The organism is Pseudomonas sp. B14(2022) (genome assembly GCF_012030485.1).
Classification (GTDB): Bacteria; Pseudomonadota; Gammaproteobacteria; order Pseudomonadales; family Pseudomonadaceae; genus Aquipseudomonas.
The window spans coordinates 235,393-253,115 of record NZ_JAAUVM010000003.1 but is presented as its reverse complement, the minus strand read 5'-3'; the positions used below and the strand labels follow the sequence as shown (position 1 = coordinate 253,115).

The following is a 17,723-nucleotide window of genomic DNA, read 5'->3' as shown; positions in this document are numbered from 1 at the left end:
TTGGGGCGAAGCTTATAAAGAATTCAGGAACGCCAGCAACGCAGCACGCTGCTCGGCATTGAAGGACAACACATGCTGCTGCGCCGCTTGTGCTTCGCCGCCGTGCCACAGCACGGCTTCGAGCAGGTTGCGGGCGCGGCCGTCATGCAGGAACTGGGTATGGCCACTGACGGTCTGCGTCAGCCCGATGCCCCACAACGGCGGCGTGCGCCAGTCGCGGCCACCGGCCTTGAATTCTGTGCGGTTGTCGGCCAGGCCTGGGCCCATGTCGTGCAACAGCAAATCGCTGTAGGGACGAATCACTTGGTTGGCCAACTCGGGTTCGGCGGCATTCGCAGCGGTGGTGAACGTCGGCTTATGGCAACCCTGGCAACCGGCCTGGTAGAACAGGTTTTTCCCGGCCAGCACCTGCGGTGTGTTGACGTCGCGGCGCACGGGCACGGCCAGGTTGCGGGTGTAGAACAGCACCAGGCGCAGGATGTTATCGCTGACTTCCGGCCCGCCATCGGGGCCATTGCCGTTGGGCGCCTGTTTGCAGGCGACTTGGGCCTCGGTGCAGTCATCGAAGGGTCTCAGGGAGGTAGTGAGGCCCATATCACCAGAAAACGCGTGAACATTTTGTTGGTTGAGGTTGGGTTGCCCGGCTTTCCAGCCAAAACGCCCGAGTACGGTTTTTTGCTCGGCGTCATCCCAGACCCAATTCGCCCGGCCGACGAGGGCTTCTTTGTCGGCGGTCTTCGGCTCGGTATTGCGCAGGATGTCCGCGTCGCTGATGGCTTCGAGCAGGCCCAGGCCGATCATCGGCGGGGCGATGCGCGCGGAGAAGCGCGTGTCCGGGTGCATCGGGCCATAGCCGAGCTGGGTAATCTGCAGGTCGGGCTTGCGCAACTCGACGACGCTGCCGTCCTTGAACGTGACGTTGACCGGCGTGTAGTCGACCCGCACCTTGCCTTCCGGCAGTACGCCTGGCACTGCCATGTCCTGCAGTTGCCCACCGTAGACGGGCTCGGGTACCACCCCGGCTTGCTCGATGAGCTTGGCGTAGGGCGGCTGTTCCTGGATAGACACGGGGATCGACAGGCGCACCAGCATCGACACCGCATTGGCCGCGTCGGGCAGTGGCGGGTGGCCACGGCCGTCCTTGATATGGCAGTTCTGGCAGGCGTTGGTGTTGAACAGCGGGCCCAGACCATCACGGGCGGTGGTGGTGGACGGCGCGATCACCCAAGGGCTGCGAAAAAAGCTGTTGCCCACGCTGAAATCCAGGCGGCGCGTGGGCGACAGGTTGGCCGAGGGCAGGGAAAACGCATTCTGGTCGCGCTTGTTCACCGTCGTCGCGCCGCCGGCTCGCGATTCACCCGGCTCGGCCTTGGTGAAACGAGGGGCGTCATCGCAGGCGGTCAGGCTCAAGGCCATCAATGCTGCGCACAGGCGAAAAAGCGAACGAAACATCGAGTTTCCCGGACGAAGGCTGAAAATAAGGTCGCAAAGTCTAACAGGGCCGGGCGGATTGAATAAGAGCAATTATCGTTTGGTGGCATCCCGATTCATTCCCGCTAGAATGACCGCACATTTTTTTCTGGAGGTGGCCAATGCAGGCTCTCGACGCTTTGCTCAACCGTGTTTCCGTGCCGCGTTTGCTGGAACCGGCACCGACCCAGGAGCAGCGCGATGTGCTGTTCGCCGCGGCCATGCGTGCGCCTGATCACGGCCAACTGCGCCCTTGGCGTTTCCTCACCGTGGAAGGTGCCGCCCGTGAGCAGATGGGCACGCTGCTGGCCGAAGCCGCCCGCCTGCAAGACCCCGATGCCCCGCAAGCTGCCATCGACAAGGCCCAGAACGGCCCGTTGCGTGCGCCGCTGGTGGTGGTGGTTATTGCCCGTCTGCAGGAGCACTTCAAGGTGCCCAAATCCGAACAACGGCTGGCAGCCGCCTGCGCGGCCCACGGCATTCTGCTGGCGGCCTATGCCCAGGGGATTGGTGCGGTGTGGCGCACGGGTGAGTTGTCCTACTCGGCCCACGTCGCCAAAGGCCTGGGGCTGACCGCGGATGAGGAAGTGATTGGCTTCCTTTATTTGGGGACACCGCAGAACCCGCCGCGTACGGCGCCGAAGGAAGATGTGGCGGCGTTTGTGCAGGCCTGGCCCGGTCTTTGACAATGTGGGAGGGGGCTTGCCCCCGATTGCAGTGTGTCAGTCACCTCATCTGTAGCTGACACATCGCTATCGGGGGCAAGCCCTCTCCCACATGGGTCCTGTGGTGTTTGTTAAACCTTGAACTGATCCATGAGTTTCATCTGCTGGCTGGCCAAGGCATTGAGCTGGCTGCTGATGGCCGCCGACTCGGTGGCCTGGCCGGTGAGGGTTTCGGTCACGGTGCGGATCGCCGAGACGTTGCGGTTGACCTCTTCGGCCACGGCACTTTGCTGCTCGGCGGCGCTGGCGATTTGCAGGTTCATGTCGCTGATCACCGTCACTGCATCACTGATCTTGCCCAAGGCCTGTACGGCTTGATGGATCTGCCCGGCATTGCTCTGGGCCTGGCTTTGGCTGGAGTGCATGGTCGCCACCACCCCTCGGGTACCGCTCTGGATGCGTTCGATCACCAGGCGGATTTCCTCCACCGAGTCCTGGGTGCGCTTGGCCAGGTTGCGCACTTCGTCGGCCACCACCGCAAATCCCCGGCCGCTTTCCCCGGCGCGTGCGGCTTCAATTGCTGCGTTGAGCGCCAGCAGGTTGGTCTGCTCGGCAATGCTGCGGATCACTTCCAGGACTGAACCGATTTGTTCGCTGTTGACCGCCAGGGCTTCGACTTCGCCCACGGCCTTGCTGACTTCTTCGGCGAGGGTGGTGATGTCGCGGGTGCTCTGTTCGATGATCGACATGCCTTCACGCGCCGACTGGTCGGCGCCGCGTGCCGCGCTGGCGGCATTGGAGGCACTGTTGGCGACCTCGTGGGCGGTGGCGCTCATTTCGTTGGACGCCGTGGCCACCTGGTCGATTTCGCGGAACTGCACCTGCATGCCTTCGCTGGTCTGGCGCGCGATGGCCGAGGACTGGTCAGCCGTGCCACGCGCTTCGGTGATGCTTTGCTTGATCTGGGCGATGGTCGGTTGCAGCTTATCGAGGAAACGGTTGAACCAGTTCACCAATTCGCCCAGCTCATCCTTCTTGGCGTAGGTCAGGCGCTGGGTGAGGTCGCCGTCGCCGCTGGCGATGTCCTTGAGCATGGCGGCGACGCTGTTGATCGGACGAGTCACACCGGTGGCGGTGAGCCAGATCAGCAGCAAACCGAGCAGGCCGGCAGCGGCACCGACCAGCAGGGCCTTGAGGGTGCCGCTGGCTTGGGCTGCGTCGAGCACGCCTTGAAGTTTCATGCTGTCGGCAAGCATCACGTGTTTGGGCAGTTTGATCATTACACCCCAGGCTTTGGCATCGGCGATGGGCTTGACCGGGTAAACCGCGTAGATGGTGTCGCCTTGTTCGCGGTTGACATAGCTGCCACTGGCGAGCAGTTGCACGATCTCCTTGCCTTCTGCACCGAGGGTGTCGACCAGGTTTTTCCCAACCTTGGCGGGCTCGCCACTGTAGGCAGCAATCAGGCCGTTGCTGGAAATGATCTCCAGGTGTGCAGCACCGTTGAACAACTCTTTTTGCGCGGCGTCCGTGCTGGCTTGCAGGGTGTTGAGGGCGATATCGACACCGACCACGCCGATGACTTTACCGTCCACGATCATCGGCAAGGAGATGGTGGTCATCAGTACCGGTGTGCCGGTCACTGTGTCTTCATATGGGTCCAGCAGGCAGGTGCTTCGGGTGTCCCGGGGGCAGGTGTACCAAATGTTGTAGGGCGTTCCGCTGAGGTTGAGCGTGGTCTTGGTCAGGTCTTCCTCGACCATGATGGTGTTCAAGGCTTCACCTCCGACGCGGTTCCAGTAGCTGGAGAAACGGCCTTTTTCGTTGGACGCGCGGGACTTGTCATTGGCGAATTCGCTGTCCTTGCCGTCCAGGCCATTGGGCTCGAACGCCAGCCAGATGCCCAGCACTTTGCTGTTGCGTTCGAAGGTGGTTTTCAGGCTCTGGTTGAGTTCTTCACGCAAGGCGCCGGGGTCCAGCGAGCGCTTGGTGGCCAGGTTGCGCAGGTCTTTGACCTGATCGGCGATGGCCGTGATCACGGTAAGATTTTCGCCAAAGGTTTTCTGCAGCAGCACGGCTTGCTCCGCTGCCTTGGCTTGCAGCAGGTTCTGCACGCTGCTGGTGAGCATTCGCGAGCTTGAATCGCTGATCAGATGGTCGTTCTGGTTGGTTTCGTAAAGGTTGATGCTGATGATCAACGCTATTACGCCCAGCAGACATAGCCCGGACAGCAGCACGATTTTCAAACGTATGGAGAGGGTGTCGAACATAGGTTCACTCGCGAATGGGCGTGTGGAAATGCATGCAATCCAGGGCCAAGTCCATTCAGCGCTATGTCTGAAACATCGGCGTAACAAATCAATTCATGAGAGATAGGCGATGGGCGGTAGGAAACCACCTACAGCCAGCGTCACACGGGCTGTGCGAGTCGTTCGGGGCGTGACCAGATCCACAGGTTGCCCAGGCTCATCCCGGCAATCGCCAGGTAGATCGGCCAGCCGTGGTCGAGCATTAGCAGCATCAGGATGGCGCACAGCAGCATGCTCACGGTGGCGCTGACCTTGGCCCGACGCGCGATGATCCTGCCGTTGCGCCAGTTGAACAGGATCGGTCCGAACAGGCGGTGGTTTTCCAACCAGGCACTGAGGCGCGGCGAACTTTTGGTCGCGGCCCAGGCGGCCAGGAGGATGAATTCGGTGGTGGGCAAACCCGGCACCACAATCGCCACCAGCCCGATGCCCAGGCTGACGTAGGCCAGCAGGCCGAAGAGGATCTGTGCGATTTTCGAGGTGGATTGGGGTTTGCCGGTCATGGTGAAGCTTTTCTTGGAGGAAGGTTTACAAAAAGTCCGAACTTAAATGCGATCAAAATGTGGGAGGGGGCTTGCCCCCGATGGCAGTGCATCAGTCAACAAATAGGTCACTGACCCACCGCCATCGGGGGCAAGCCCCCTCCCACAGTTGATTGCATTTCAATGTGGGCGATCAGGCCAGTTCAGGGGCGCTAGCGTACGCCTGTTCCAGCAGCACGGTGAAGCGCACAAACGCATCCACCGCGCCTTTTTCCGCTGCGGCTTCTTCTTCGGCGCTCAACTCCAGGGCGTCGAGGGTGCGGGTGAAGCTTTTCCAGCCTTCGGCGCGACCACCGGCGGGCTCACCCAGGTGGCGGGCACCGAAGGTTTCGCTCAGGCCCAGGCCTACCGCGCGCTTGATCAGGAACGCAGCGCCCAGTTTGGAACCTTCGGATACGAACAACCAGCCCAGGGCTTCGGCCTTGCTCGGGTTCTTCAGTGCGCCCGCGACCGGGGCAGGCACTTCGGTATCCAGGTCTGCCAGGTCCAGCCTGGCGGCTTCGGCGCGGCACCGTTCGGCCAGGTCAGGCACGATCTTGATCAGTTCGGCATCGTTGTACAGGGGCACCAGTTCCGACTGGAACAGGTACTGCGCCACCACGAAACGCGCGAAGTTGGCCTGGGTTTCGAACGGGGCGTGGGCCTTGACCAGTGCATCCAGCTTGGTGTGCGGCTCGTGGGTGATTTGGTTCAGGCGCTGGGAGCGCAGGCTTGGGCGTTCTGCGGTAGGAGAAGCGGTCATGAAAAAGTCCTTGAGAAGGGGAGCGCCTTGTTGCCCTTAAAGAGAGCTGTTATCAACTAGACGAACAAGAAGACGCGGCACAGTAAAAAATCCTCACCTCGCCGCTGAAATTTCGCGAGGTGAGGGAAGCTTTGTCAGATGTCCCAGATCACGTTGATCGCAAAGTTGCGGCCCGGCTGGGTCAGGCGGTCGAGGTTGGCCGGTCCGGTCACAGCAGCTTCGCCGACACTGTCGTAGCTGCGCACGTCATCCCAGTTCCAGTACTTCTTGTCGGTGAGGTTGTAGAGGCCGCCGTTGATGGTCACGTCGTTGGTGACTTTGTAGAAGGCGGTCAGGTCGATAACACCGAACCCTGGGGTCTTGAAGGGGCCGCTGGTGTCGCCGTCCGGCGCGTGGAAGGTAGTGCTGTCGACGCGATCCTGCTTTTTCACCAGGGTCCAGCTCAACAGGCCACCGTAGTTGTCCTGGTCGTAGCCCAGGCCGAAGACGCCCTTGAGCGGGTTGACGCTGTTCAGCGGCTCGCCGTTATCGTCGTTGCGGCCGTAGGCATAGGACACCGAACCCAGGGTGTAGAGGCCTTGCGGGGCGCCGAATGGATCCAGGTTCAGGCGCCCTTTGGCCTCTGCTCCCTTGATGGTGGCGCGCTTGATATTGACGGCCTGGAACTGTTCGACGGTGCCGCCGACGACGGCGTTGTCTTCGTCGATAAAGTCGCGGTACTTGTTGTAAAACACGGCGATCTCGAAGGAGCCTTCGTCGAACTTGCCGCGAATCCCGGTTTCGATGCCTTTGCTGGTTTCTGGCTTGAGGTCGGGGTTCGGCTCGACGGTGTAGCCCAGGTTCAGGTTTTCAAAGCGGCCGTACAGCGCCTTGGCCGATGGCGTACGGAAACCTTCGGCATATTGGCCGAACCAGGTGTATTGATCCGTCAGGGCGTAAGTCAGGCCGAACTTGGGGGTCACACGGTGCCAGGTTTTTTCCTTGTCGCTCACCGGGTCCGCACCTGTCGGGTTGACGGTGTTGAGGAATTCCTGGGTCAGCTTGGGTTTGAGCTGGGTGTAGTCGTAGCGCACGGCGGGCAGGAAGGTCCATTTGTCCCAGGTGATCTGGTCCTGTGCGAACAGCGAATACGTGTTGATGGTCGGGTCGGGGAAGTCGCTGGACTTCTTCACGCTGTCAGTGGCAATCGGGCTGGGCGCGCCGATGGCGGTGCAACCGCTGCCGACGGCCACACAGGTCGCGCCGCCCTCGCGCGAGCCTGTGACTTTCTGCTGCTTGAGGGTGGTGCCATAGGTCACTTGGTGATCGGTTTCACCGAGGCTGAACGCTTTGTCCAACTGGGCATCGAAAATCCACTGTTTTTCCTGGTACAGCGTGTCGCGGGTGCGCAGGACACGACGACCTGACTGATAGATCTCGGCAGTGGTCTGGTCGGTCTTGGCGATCTGGTAATTGAGGCTGGTCTTGATCCGGTCGGCAATCGGCGACTCAAGGGCGAAGCTGTTTTCCAGGCCGAAACGTTCACGGGTAATGGTGTCGTTACCACGACGATCTCGGTAGAGGTTGAAGCCTCGGCCGCCGATGAACGGGCCGCCCACCGCGTTCTTCAGGTTGACGTCGCGATCATCCTTGTACTTTTCATAGGTCAGGCCCAGGCGGTTGTCATCGCCATAGTTCCAGCCGAGCTTGGCCAGCACGTTGGTGGTGCGCGCATCCTCGGGGTTGGCGCCGGTACGGGCCAGGCCGGTGGCGTTGTTGCCGTCGTAGGACTCGGTCTCATGGCCATTGCGCTGGCTCAGGTGCAGCAAACCATCGAAGTCCTGCACGCGGCCGGCGACGGTGCCGGAGGTGAGCCAGCTTTCATCGGCGGAGCTGTAGCCGGTCTTCAGGCGTGCGCCGACGTCCTGGCCGGGCTTGATGATGTCGTCCGGGTCGAGGGTGAAGTAACTCACGGCGCCGCCGATGGCGCTGCTGCCGTACAGCGCCGAGGCCGGGCCGCGCAGGATCTCGACGCGCTTGACGATCTCCGGGTCGACGTAGTTGCGGCGGGTCTTGGCGTAGGGGCCGTTGAAGAAGTTGTCGGGCACTTCCACACCGTCCACCTGGGTGAGGATACGGTCGCCGTCGATACCGCGGATGTTGAACCCGGCATTGCCGGCACGGGTGCCAGCGCCGCCCACCGAGACGCCGGGCTCGTAGCGCACCAGTTCGCGGATGTTGTTGACGTTCTGGCGGTCCAGCTCTTGGCGATCCTGCACGCTGACGGTGCTGGGTACGCTGTTCACATCCTGTTCGTTACGGGTGGCGCTGATGGTCACCTGTTGCAGGTTGAGGGTGCTGCCCGCTGTGCGCTTTTCCAGGACGATGTTGTTATTGCCCAGCTTGCGGTAGCTCAGGTTGGTCCCCACCAACAGCCGGTCCAGGGCTTTCTCAGGCGACAGTGCGCCGCGCACGCCAGGGGACGACACGCCCTGGGCCAGCTCGGCGGGCAGGCCGACTTGCCAGCCGGTTACGCTGGTAAAGGCGTTCAGCGCCGAGACCAGCGGCTGTTGCTCGATGCTGAAACTGTAGTTGCCGTGGCTGCGGGCGGCAGGTTCGGCGGCCGTCGCGGTCATCACTGGTGAACCGGCCAGCAGGATGGCGGCGGTCAGCAACGACAGCACGGGCGAGGAGGACCGGCGGTTGAAACGAGAGGACATCGAGAGCGCTCCGGAAGGTACAAATCTTATAGTTGCGAACCGAACCAAATAGGAATCAGTTGCATTGGCTAAGACGAGACGTACCGTCGAGGGCTATCGAGTAAAAATAATTCTCATTTAGTTGAGGATGACCAGCGCGGGGTATTCCGACAACTTCGCTGAGGTGATGTGGGCCAGGGAGCGCACCACATCCAGGGGTTGGTCGAGGCGGTAATTGCCGGTGACGGCAACGCTGGCGAGCTTGTCGTTGGTGTTGACGATCCAGCCGGGGTAGTAACGACGCAGCTCGGCGAGCACTTCGCTCATCGGGCAGTTTTCGAAAATCAGCCGGCCTTGGACCCAGGCCAGGTCTTTATTGGCATCCAGCCTGGCCGGTTGGCCAAAGCCCTTGGGCCCGATGCGGATGCTTTCGCCCGCGCTCAGGCGTACGCGGGCATCGTCGACGGTGTTGCTCAGGTCGACATCGCCGCGCTGCACCTGCACCTGGGCTTCGCCGTTGAGGTAGCGCACGGCGAAGGCGGTATCCCGCACGCTGGCGCGCACGGGGCCGGCGTCGATTTCCAGGGGCAGGCCATGGCCGGGCATGATTTCGAAAAAGGCTTCGCCCTGGTACAGGCGGGCGATGCGCTGGTGGTCCTTGATGCTGCTGGAAAACGCCGAATTGGTGTTCAGCAACACTTTCGATCCATCGTCCAATTGCAGGCGCTGGCGTTCGCCCACCACCGTGAGATGGTCGGCTTGCAGGCGCACCGGCAGGTTGCTGAAGCTGAACAGGCCGATCAACAGCACGGCGGCGGTGGCCAGCGGCTTCCAGTGCGGCTTGATCCGGCGCCAGCCGCTGGGCTTGCGCGGCGCGGCCAGGGCGACGGCGGCGCTGTGCACCGGCGCGCCACCCCAAGCGGCCTGGGCCTTGCCGAAGGCGTGGACGTGGGCGGGGTCTTGGGCCAGCCAGGCTTCAAACTCGGCCTGCTGCCCAGGCGCTGGGCACTGCAAGGCGATCAGCCAGTCGAGGGCTTGGTCCATAGCCGTGTTTTGCAACACCTCATGAGCCAGCTCATGGGGGCGCAGTTTATTCGGGTCCGTCACGGGGTTCCTCGGGTCTTCGCCACGTTCTATTCATCTTTCCTACAGCTTTGGTCCACTCTTCTGTCGGCTGAAGCTTAAGGCTGATCCAGTCTTTCGGCCACACCTACGCAAATAGCCATGATCAATTTCAGTTCCTTTTGCACGGTGCTCAAGGACACGTCCAACTGATCGGCAATCTCCTGGTAACTGCAACCGTGCAGGCGGCTGAGGATGAAAATCTGCTGCTGGCGCGCGCTCAACTGGCCGAGGCTGATGCTCAGGTGTTCAAGCAATTGCTCGGCCTGGGTTGCGTCTTCGGGGGTGCTGATGGGGGCGGCGACGCTTTGCAGGATGTCCAGCGGTACATCTTCCTGCAGCGTGCGCGCCTGAATCCTGCGCGATCGCAGGTGATCCAGCGCCAGGTTACGCGCGGTTTGGTAGACGAAGGGTTCGAGGTGATCGATCGGCCGCTCGCTGAGGGCCCGGGTGACGCGCAAGTAGGTTTCCTGCAACAGGTCCTCGGCGGTGCTGTGGTTATTCACCATCCGCTGCAAGGTGCGTAGCAGAATCACCCGTTGGGTGAGAAAGACTTGGTTGAAGCGAGATTGGCTCACAGTGATACCAGACCGATTTGCAGTTAATGATAATGCTTATCATCAACTCAAATGGCAAGTGGCTATTTCTCTGGGTCTACATAGAACAAATGTGGGGGGAGGGCAGTGCGACGATTCGACTGGCCCCTCCCACAGGACCGCCTTATTCGGCGTTGCACAGCGCCAGGCAGTTATCCAGCATGCGGTTCGAGAAGCCCCACTCGTTGTCATACCAGGCCAGTACTTTCAGCAACTTGCCGCTGACCTTGGTGTGGTTGGCGTCGAAGATCGACGACAGCGGGTTGTGGTTGAAGTCACTGGAAACCAGCGGCAGGGTGTTGTAACCGAGGATCTTCGAGTGCTGGCTGGCTTCTTTGAGCAGCGCGTTGACTTCATCGGCAGTGGCTTCTTTCTTCAGCTGCACGGTGAGGTCCACCAGCGACACGTTGATCACCGGCACACGCACGGCCATGCCGGTCAGCTTGCCTGCCAGTTCCGGCAGTACAAGGCCGACCGCTTCGGCAGCGCCGGTCTTGCTCGGGATCATGTTCTGGGTGGCCGAACGCGCACGGTACGGGTCGGTGTGGTAGACGTCGGTCAGGTTCTGGTCGTTGGTGTAGGCATGAATCGTGGTCATCAAGCCGCTTTCGATACCCAGCTCACGGTGCAGCACCTGGGCGACCGGCGCCAGGCAGTTGGTGGTGCACGACGCGTTGGAGATGATCTGGTGGGATTGACGCAGGATGTCGTGGTTCACGCCGTAGACCACGGTCGCGTCCGCGCCTTTGGCCGGTGCGGAGATGATCACCTTGCGTGCACCAGCGCTAATATGGGCGGCAGCCTTGTCACGGTCGGTGAACAGGCCGGTGCATTCGAACACCACGTCGATCTTGTGCGCAGCCCACGGCAGGTCGGCCGGGTTGCGAATGGCGCTGACGGCAATCCGGTCACCATTGACGGTCAGGCTTTCCTGATCGTGGGCGACCTCTGCATCGAAAGTGCCATGCACGGTGTCGTATTTAAGCAGGTGGGCGTTGATCGAGCTGTCGCCCAAATCATTGATGGCGACGATCTGCAAATCCTGGCGATAGCCTTGGGTATACAGTGCGCGCAGGACATTACGGCCGATACGGCCAAAACCATTGATTGCGATACGAAGAGTCATTGGAAAGTGCCTGTCGTCGATTTGTTGTAAGAATTACAAGATTATTCGCATAAAAATAGAAAACAAGCCTTTTTAGTGGCAATATTTTGTTCAATCTACAACGAGTGACCTGAATCAACTGGTCCGATGATCCAAACGACTCTCTGCCATCCCATGAGCTGCGGGCGTTTGATCAGCATAGACACTCAGGTCGCCACATCCGTTAGCCTGGAGTTCTACACATGCATCCCCGCGTCCTTGAGGTCACCGAACGGCTTATCGCCCGCAGCCGCGCCACTCGTGAGGCTTACCTTGCGCTCATTCGCGGCGCAGCCAGCGACGGTCCGATGCGCGGCAAGCTGCAATGCGCCAACTTCGCCCATGGCGTGGCCGGTTGCGGCACCGAAGATAAAAATAGCCTGCGCATGATGAACGCCGCCAACGTGGCAATTGTTTCGTCATATAACGACATGCTCTCGGCGCATCAGCCGTACGAACATTTTCCTGAACAGATCAAGAAAGCCCTGCGCGAAGTCGGCTCGGTCGGTCAGTTCGCCGGCGGCACCCCCGCCATGTGCGACGGCGTGACCCAAGGCGAGCCCGGCATGGAGCTGAGCCTGCTCAGCCGTGAAGTCATCGCCATGTCCACGGCGGTAGCGCTGTCCCACAACATGTTCGACGCCGCGCTGATGCTGGGCATCTGCGACAAGATCGTGCCAGGCCTGATGATGGGCGCGCTGCGCTACGGCCACCTGCCGATGATCTTCGTACCCGGCGGGCCGATGCCGTCGGGCATCTCCAACAAGCAGAAGGCCGACGTGCGCCAGCGCTACGCCGAAGGCAAGGCCACTCGCGAAGAGCTGCTGGAATCGGAGATGAAGTCCTACCACAGCCCCGGCACCTGCACGTTCTACGGCACCGCCAACACTAACCAACTGCTCATGGAAGTGATGGGCCTGCACTTGCCGGGCGCTTCGTTCGTCAACCCGTACACGCCGCTGCGTGACGCCCTGACCCGCGAAGCCGCGCACCAGGTCACGCGCCTGACCAAGGCCAACGGCAACTTCACGCCGATCGGCGAGATCGTCGATGAGAAATCCATCGTCAACGCCATCGTTGCGCTCAACGCTACGGGCGGCTCCACCAACCACACCCTGCACATGCCGGCCATCGCCATGTCGGCGGGCATCATCCTCACTTGGGACGACATGGCCGACCTCTCCGAGGTGGTGCCGACCCTGTCCCACGTGTATCCAAACGGCAAGGCCGACATCAACCACTTCCAGGCGGCGGGCGGCATGTCGTTCCTGATTCGCGAGCTGCTCGAAGCCGGCCTGCTTCACGATGACGTCAATACCGTGGCCGGCAAGGGCCTGAGCCGCTACGTCCAGGAACCGTTCCTGGTCGATGGCGAGCTGGTCTGGCGCGACGGCCCGATCGAAAGCCTCGACGAAACCATCCTGCGCCCCGTGGCGCGCGCGTTCTCGCCGGAAGGTGGCCTGCGTGTGATGGAAGGCAACCTCGGCCGGGGCGTGATGAAAGTTTCCGCCGTGGCCCCGGAGCACCAGATTGTCGAAGCACCGGCGGTGGTGTTCCAGGACCAGCAGGACCTGGCCGATGCGTTCAAGGCCGGCCAGCTGGAAAAAGACTTCGTCGCGGTCATGCGCTTCCAGGGCCCGCGCTCCAACGGCATGCCGGAACTGCACAAGATGACGCCGTTCCTCGGTGTGTTGCAGGACCGTGGCTTCAAAGTCGCACTGGTGACAGACGGGCGTATGTCCGGCGCGTCGGGTAAGATCCCCGCCGCGATTCACGTCAACCCCGAAGCCCAGAGCGGCGGGCCACTGGCACGGGTCAAAGATGGCGATATCATTCGCGTCGATGGCGTCAAAGGCACCTTGGAGCTTAAGGTGGACGCCGAAGAATTTGCAGCGCGCACGCCTGCCACGGGCCTGTTGGGCAATAACGTGGGGGCCGGTCGCGAGCTGTTTGCATTTATGCGCTTGGCCGCAAGCTCCGCAGAGCAGGGCGCCAGCGCCTTTACCTCTGCCTTGGAGACGCTTAAGTGAAGCTAGCGCTGGTCGGTGACATCGGGGGTACCAACGCCCGTTTTGCGTTGTGGCGAGATCAGGCACTGCATTCGATTCGGGTGCATGCCACGGCTGATCACCAAAGCCCTGAGGACGCGATCAAGGTCTATCTCAAGGAAGAAGGCCTGCAAATCGGCGACATCGGTGCGGTGTGCCTGTCCGTCGCCGGGCCGGTGAGCGGGGATGAATTTAAATTCACCAACAATCACTGGCGCCTGAGCAAGACTGCGTTTTGCCAGGCCTTGCAAGTGGATGAGCTGCTGCTGGTGAATGACTTCTCGGCCATGGCCCTGGGCATGACTCGCCTTAAACCCGACGAATTCCGCGTGGTCTGCGAAGGCACGCCGGAACCGTTGCGTCCGGCGGTGGTAATCGGTCCGGGCACCGGCCTGGGTGTCGGTACCCTGCTGGACCTCGGCGCAGGTCGTTACGCGGCGTTGCCAGGGGAGGGCGGCCACGTCGACCTGCCCCTGAGCAGCCCACGGGAAACCCAGCTGTGGCAGCATATCTACAACGAGATCGGCCACGTCAGCGCCGAAACCGCCTTGAGCGGTGGCGGTCTGCCGCGGCTGTACCGGGCGATTTGTGCGGTCGATGGCCACACACCGGTGCTCGACACGCCCGAAGCCATCACGGCGGCGGGCCTGGCCGGCGACCCGGTGGCCATGGAAGTGTTGGATCAATTCAGCATCTGGCTGGGCCGGGTAGCGGGCAACAATGTGCTGACCACCGGTGGGCGCGGGGGGGTGTATATCGTGGGTGGGGTGATTCCGCGGTTTGCCGACTTTTTCATCAACAGCGGATTTGCCAAGAGCTTCAGTGACAAAGGCTGCATGAGCGACTACTTCAAAGGCATTCCGGTGTGGTTGGTGACCGCGCCGTATTCCGGGTTGACCGGGGCTGGCGTCGCATTGGAACAGGCGTTTGCCTGATCCGCATCACCTATAACAACAAGGAGGACCCCGTGAGCGTAATCAGTAAATCGATTCTCCTCGTCGATGACGACCAGGAAATCCGCGAATTGCTGCAAACCTACCTCAGTCGCGCCGGTTTCCAGGTGCGTGGCGTGCCGGATGGCGCGGGGTTCCGCCAGGCGATGAACGAGGCACCGTGCGACCTGGTCATCCTCGATGTGATGCTGCCGGACGAAGATGGTTTCAGTCTCTGCCGCTGGATTCGCCAGCACCCGCGCCAGGCGCAGGTGCCGATCATCATGCTCACCGCCAGTTCCGACGAAGCCGACCGCGTGATCGGCCTGGAACTGGGGGCCGACGACTATATCGGCAAGCCGTTCAGCCCCCGCGAGTTGCAGGCACGGATCAAAGCCCTGTTGCGTCGCTGCCAGTTCGGCCAGGAGCGCAGCGGAAATGGCGATGTGCTGGTGTTCGATGAATGGCGCCTGGACATGATCAGTCACCGGCTGTTCCACGTGGATGGCGAAGAGGTGATCCTCTCCGGTGCCGACTTTGCCCTGCTCAAGCTGTTTCTCGATCACCCGCAACAGATTCTCGACCGCGACACCATCGGCAACGCCACCCGTGGCCGTGACCTGATGCCGCTGGACCGGATCGTCGACATGGCTGTCAGCCGCCTGCGTCAACGCCTGCGCGATACCGAAAAACCCCCGAGGCTGATCCGCACCGTGCGCGGCAGCGGTTATCAACTGGCAGCCAGCGTGGTTGCCGGCAATGCCCACTGAACTGCTGACCGAGCGTCGCCGCCGCTTCCCGGTCCCGCGCTCATTGCTGGGGCGCATGTTGCTGCTGACCTTGCTCGCGGTGCTGTTCGCCCAGGCGCTGTCCAGCGTGATCTGGGTTTCGCAGTTGCGTGCCACCCAGCTCGAAGGCCTGGTCACCAGCGCACGTAGCCTGGCGCACTCGATGACCGCCAGTGTGAGTTATTTCCGTTCGTTGCCGGTGGCCTATCGGCCGTTGGTCCTTGACCAGTTGCGCAGCATGGGCGGCACCCGTTTTGTCGTGACCCTCAATGACCGGCCACTGGACATGCAAGTGCTGCCGCAAACCCCGCGTAAACAGGCGGTGCTGGTGGCCGTGGATGAAGTGCTGCGCCAGACCTTGGGCGCCAACGTGCCAATCTCGGTGGAGTTCGTCAGCGCTGAAGACCTGCGCATCTTCAACGCCGGCTTGAAACTGGATGAGTTGCCGCGCTCCTGGGCGCATTACGCGCTGACCCTGGAACCCGTCAACCCGCCGGTATTGGTGACCCAGATCGAACTCGCCCCCGGCGAATGGCTGTACATTGCTTCGCTGTTGCCCGAGCCCTACACCAGCCTGGAAGAACAGGGCCTGCCGTCCCAGCAGGTGTGGTTTATCGTGCTGACCAGCGGCTTTTTGCTGCTGTTCATCGGCCTGCTGGTGCACTGGCAAAGCCGGCCGCTCAAGCGCCTGGCGCGGGCGGCGCGGGACATGTCCCTGGGCGCCGATGTGGAGCCGGTGGCCGAAGGCGGCGGCAGCGAAGTGGTGGAAGTGGGCCGCGCGTTCAATGCCATGCGCGAACGCATCAGCCGTTACCTCACGGAGCGCAGCCAGTTGTTCAGCGCAATTTCCCACGACCTGCGCACACCGATTACCCGCCTGCGCCTGCGCGTGGAATTGCTCGAAGACGAGAACCTGCAAACCAAGTTCGGCCGTGACCTGGATGAGTTGGAGTTGCTGGTCAAAGGCGCGCTGCAATGTGTGAAAGACACCGATATCCACGAGAACATCCAGCCGGTCGACCTCAACCATGTGCTCGAATGCCTGGTGGAGCCTTATGTGGCGCCCAACGGTAACGGCCGGGTCACCTTGGACGGCGCAGCGGTGGCGGCTTACCCAGGTAAGCCGCTGGCGCTCAAGCGCTGCATCGGCAACCTGATCGACAATGCCTTGAAGTATGGGCAGAACGCCCATTTGCGTATCGAGGACGATGGCGCAGAGTTCATCCTGCACGTCGACGATGAAGGCCCTGGTGTGCCGGAACAGCGCCTGGAACAGGTCTTCGAACCGCACTTTCGCCTGGCCGGCCAGCAGCAGGGTTACGGTTTGGGCTTGGGTATTGCCCGTAACATCGCGCACAGCCATGGCGGTGAAGTGAGCTTGCAGAATCTGCGTGAGGGGGGCTTGCGGGTGACGTTGCAATTGCCCCGGACCCTGGACTGAAAAACACGGTTGGGCAAATGTGGGTCAGACGCTTTGGCGCAGTCTGGCCAAATCCCTCAACGGCGGTGCCCCAAACAACCGGCTGTACTCCCGGCTGAACTGCGACGGGCTTTCATACCCCACCCGATACCCTGCCGCCGACGCTTCCAGCCCTTCGGCAATCATCAGCCGACGTGCCTCCTGCAAACGCAGCTGTTTCTGGTACTGCAGCGGGCTCATGGCCGTAATCGCCTTAAAACGGTGATGCAGGGTCGAGACGCTGAGGTTCACTTCCTTGGCCAGGTCATCGATGCGCAACGGTTGTTCGTAGTTGCCATTGAGCCACTTGATCGCCTGACTGACGCGATGGCTTTGGCTATTGGCCACGGCAATTTCATACAGGCGATAACCCTGCGGCCCGCGCAGCAGGCGGTAGAGAATTTCACGATTGATCAGCGGCGCCAGCATGGCGATGTCTTTGGGCGTATCCAGCAGGCGCGCCAGGCGCAGCACGGCGTCGAGCAACTGGGGGTCGATGCGGTCCACATACATCCCGCGCGATGTCGGGCGCGTGGGCACGCCCATGGGGCCGGCCTCGGCGATCAAGGCGGTGAGCTGCGCCGGGTCGATATTGATGCGCACTGACAGGTTCGGATCTTCCGGCGTGGCATCGATGATCCGCCCGGCCACCGGCATCGCCACCGAGAACACCAGGTAATTGAGCGGGTCGTAGGCAAAGATTTCGTCGGCCAGGCGCACTTCCTTGCTGCCGTTGGCGAGGATGCACAACGCAGGCTCCACCAGCACCGGCATGAAGTCACGCGGCGTGTTGTGGCGGTTCAGGAACAGTGACGTAATCGCGGTGCCATAGGAGCCGTCTTCCCAGGTATGGCGATGCACGATGCTCGCCAGCTCGGCGCGCTGTTTTTCCGTCTCGGCGTCGAGGGGCATGGACTGATGTTCGGGCGACGGCATAAGGCGTCCTCTGCATGCTTTTTTGATGGGCTCAGCTTAGCGGCGGCTTTTCAAACAGTGTTAGGTCGATTCTGCACAATCCTTGCCTGATCCTGCGACACCGCGTGAATCAGGCAAGCGCCGGGGCTGTCAACTCCCTGAAATAAGGCGTTGGTCTGTGGAATAAACCGGCGGGCCGAACGTCCTGTCTACGCTTCTCGCAGGATTGTGCAATAAGCCTGCAGGAATTGACTAACCGCGCCCGCACCCGCGCCGTTATCTTTGATCCTGTGGCAACACGCCCTCACAGTGC

At 61.6% G+C, this 17,723-nt stretch carries 14 protein-coding genes and 1 pseudogene; 5 read left to right on the top strand and 10 right to left on the bottom strand.

Translation table 11 applies throughout. The features are described from left to right. Positions 1-12: 12 nt before the first annotated feature. On the bottom strand, positions 13-1,452 hold the full coding sequence (locus HCF10_RS06990) for a di-heme oxidoreductase family protein (protein ID WP_167655120.1): 1,440 nt from the start codon (positions 1,450-1,452) through the stop codon (positions 13-15). Between the two features lie 140 nt (positions 1,453-1,592). Between HCF10_RS06990 and HCF10_RS06985 the strand changes: the two genes are divergently transcribed. Further along, positions 1,593-2,156: an NAD(P)H nitroreductase gene (locus HCF10_RS06985; protein WP_145338419.1), complete on the top strand. Its 564-nt coding sequence runs from the start codon at positions 1,593-1,595 to the stop codon at positions 2,154-2,156. Positions 2,157-2,266: 110 nt separating this feature from the next. Here HCF10_RS06985 and HCF10_RS31950 read toward each other — a convergent pair whose 3' ends face one another. The 8 genes and pseudogenes from HCF10_RS31950 to gap all read right to left on the bottom strand — a co-directional run bounded on the left by HCF10_RS31950 (position 2,267) and on the right by gap (position 11,250). After that, positions 2,267-3,022, bottom strand: a complete 756-nt coding sequence (locus HCF10_RS31950; RefSeq protein WP_371929146.1) for a methyl-accepting chemotaxis protein — start codon at positions 3,020-3,022, stop codon at positions 2,267-2,269. A gap of 102 nt (positions 3,023-3,124) precedes the next feature. Further along, positions 3,125-4,264, bottom strand: a pseudogene (locus HCF10_RS31945) (PDC sensor domain-containing protein); the annotation flags it as partial. A gap of 281 nt (positions 4,265-4,545) precedes the next feature. After that, positions 4,546-4,947 carry a YbaN family protein gene (locus HCF10_RS06975; protein ID WP_145337846.1) on the bottom strand — a complete coding sequence of 134 codons (402 nt, stop codon included), beginning with the start codon at positions 4,945-4,947 and terminating at the stop codon, positions 4,546-4,548. Between the two features lie 172 nt (positions 4,948-5,119). Then, on the bottom strand, positions 5,120-5,728 hold the full coding sequence (locus HCF10_RS06970) for a biliverdin-producing heme oxygenase (protein WP_131697927.1): 609 nt from the start codon (positions 5,726-5,728) through the stop codon (positions 5,120-5,122). Between the two features lie 134 nt (positions 5,729-5,862). After that, the gene (locus HCF10_RS06965) at positions 5,863-8,427 is read right to left on the bottom strand and encodes a TonB-dependent receptor (RefSeq protein WP_167655118.1); all 2,565 of its coding nucleotides are present in this window, start codon (positions 8,425-8,427) and stop codon (positions 5,863-5,865) included. Between the two features lie 117 nt (positions 8,428-8,544). Beyond that, positions 8,545-9,513, bottom strand: a complete 969-nt coding sequence (locus HCF10_RS06960) for a FecR domain-containing protein (RefSeq protein WP_167655117.1) — start codon at positions 9,511-9,513, stop codon at positions 8,545-8,547. Positions 9,514-9,587: 74 nt separating this feature from the next. After that, positions 9,588-10,106 (bottom strand): sigma-70 family RNA polymerase sigma factor, encoded by a 519-nt coding sequence (locus tag HCF10_RS06955; protein WP_167655116.1) that lies wholly within the window; start codon positions 10,104-10,106, stop codon positions 9,588-9,590. Positions 10,107-10,248: 142 nt separating this feature from the next. Beyond that, positions 10,249-11,250, bottom strand: a complete 1,002-nt coding sequence (gene gap / locus HCF10_RS06950) for a type I glyceraldehyde-3-phosphate dehydrogenase (protein ID WP_145337849.1) — start codon at positions 11,248-11,250, stop codon at positions 10,249-10,251. A 221-nt stretch (positions 11,251-11,471) separates the two neighbouring features. On the opposite strand from gap, the gene edd reads away from it, so the two are divergent. The 4 genes from edd to HCF10_RS06930 are packed head-to-tail and all read left to right on the top strand — an operon-like array spanning position 11,472 to position 16,477. Next, positions 11,472-13,298: a phosphogluconate dehydratase gene (edd, locus tag HCF10_RS06945; protein WP_167655115.1), complete on the top strand. Its 1,827-nt coding sequence runs from the start codon at positions 11,472-11,474 to the stop codon at positions 13,296-13,298. Continuing rightward, positions 13,295-14,251, top strand: a complete 957-nt coding sequence (locus HCF10_RS06940; RefSeq protein ID WP_131697921.1) for a glucokinase — start codon at positions 13,295-13,297, stop codon at positions 14,249-14,251. Before edd ends, HCF10_RS06940 begins: the two co-directional genes overlap by 4 nt. 32 nt (positions 14,252-14,283) lie before the next feature. Beyond that, complete coding sequence (locus tag HCF10_RS06935) at positions 14,284-15,018, top strand: response regulator (protein WP_024077192.1); 735 nt, start codon at positions 14,284-14,286, stop codon at positions 15,016-15,018. Further along, the gene (locus HCF10_RS06930; RefSeq protein ID WP_131697920.1) at positions 15,008-16,477 is read left to right on the top strand and encodes an ATP-binding protein; all 1,470 of its coding nucleotides are present in this window, start codon (positions 15,008-15,010) and stop codon (positions 16,475-16,477) included. The genes HCF10_RS06935 and HCF10_RS06930 overlap by 11 nt, the downstream gene beginning before the upstream one ends. A gap of 24 nt (positions 16,478-16,501) precedes the next feature. On the opposite strand, the gene HCF10_RS06925 is transcribed toward HCF10_RS06930, so the two are convergent. Then, the gene (locus HCF10_RS06925) at positions 16,502-17,431 is read right to left on the bottom strand and encodes an AraC family transcriptional regulator (RefSeq protein WP_027605501.1); all 930 of its coding nucleotides are present in this window, start codon (positions 17,429-17,431) and stop codon (positions 16,502-16,504) included. Positions 17,432-17,723 lie beyond the last annotated feature (292 nt).

Coding starts and splice junctions, on each gene's coding strand:
- HCF10_RS06990 (WP_167655120.1), bottom strand. CDS start 1,452: ATGTTTCGTTCGCTTTTTCGCCTGTGCGCAGCATTGATGGCCTTGAGC.
- HCF10_RS06985 (WP_145338419.1), top strand. CDS start 1,593: ATGCAGGCTCTCGACGCTTTGCTCAACCGTGTTTCCGTGCCGCGTTTG.
- HCF10_RS31950 (WP_371929146.1), bottom strand. CDS start 3,022: ATGCAGGTGCAGTTCCGCGAAATCGACCAGGTGGCCACGGCGTCCAAC.
- HCF10_RS06975 (WP_145337846.1), bottom strand. CDS start 4,947: ATGACCGGCAAACCCCAATCCACCTCGAAAATCGCACAGATCCTCTTC.
- HCF10_RS06970 (WP_131697927.1), bottom strand. CDS start 5,728: ATGACCGCTTCTCCTACCGCAGAACGCCCAAGCCTGCGCTCCCAGCGC.
- HCF10_RS06965 (WP_167655118.1), bottom strand. CDS start 8,427: ATGTCCTCTCGTTTCAACCGCCGGTCCTCCTCGCCCGTGCTGTCGTTG.
- gap (WP_145337849.1), bottom strand. CDS start 11,250: ATGACTCTTCGTATCGCAATCAATGGTTTTGGCCGTATCGGCCGTAAT.
- edd (WP_167655115.1), top strand. CDS start 11,472: ATGCATCCCCGCGTCCTTGAGGTCACCGAACGGCTTATCGCCCGCAGC.
- HCF10_RS06930 (WP_131697920.1), top strand. CDS start 15,008: ATGCCCACTGAACTGCTGACCGAGCGTCGCCGCCGCTTCCCGGTCCCG.
- HCF10_RS06925 (WP_027605501.1), bottom strand. CDS start 17,431: ATGCCGTCGCCCGAACATCAGTCCATGCCCCTCGACGCCGAGACGGAA.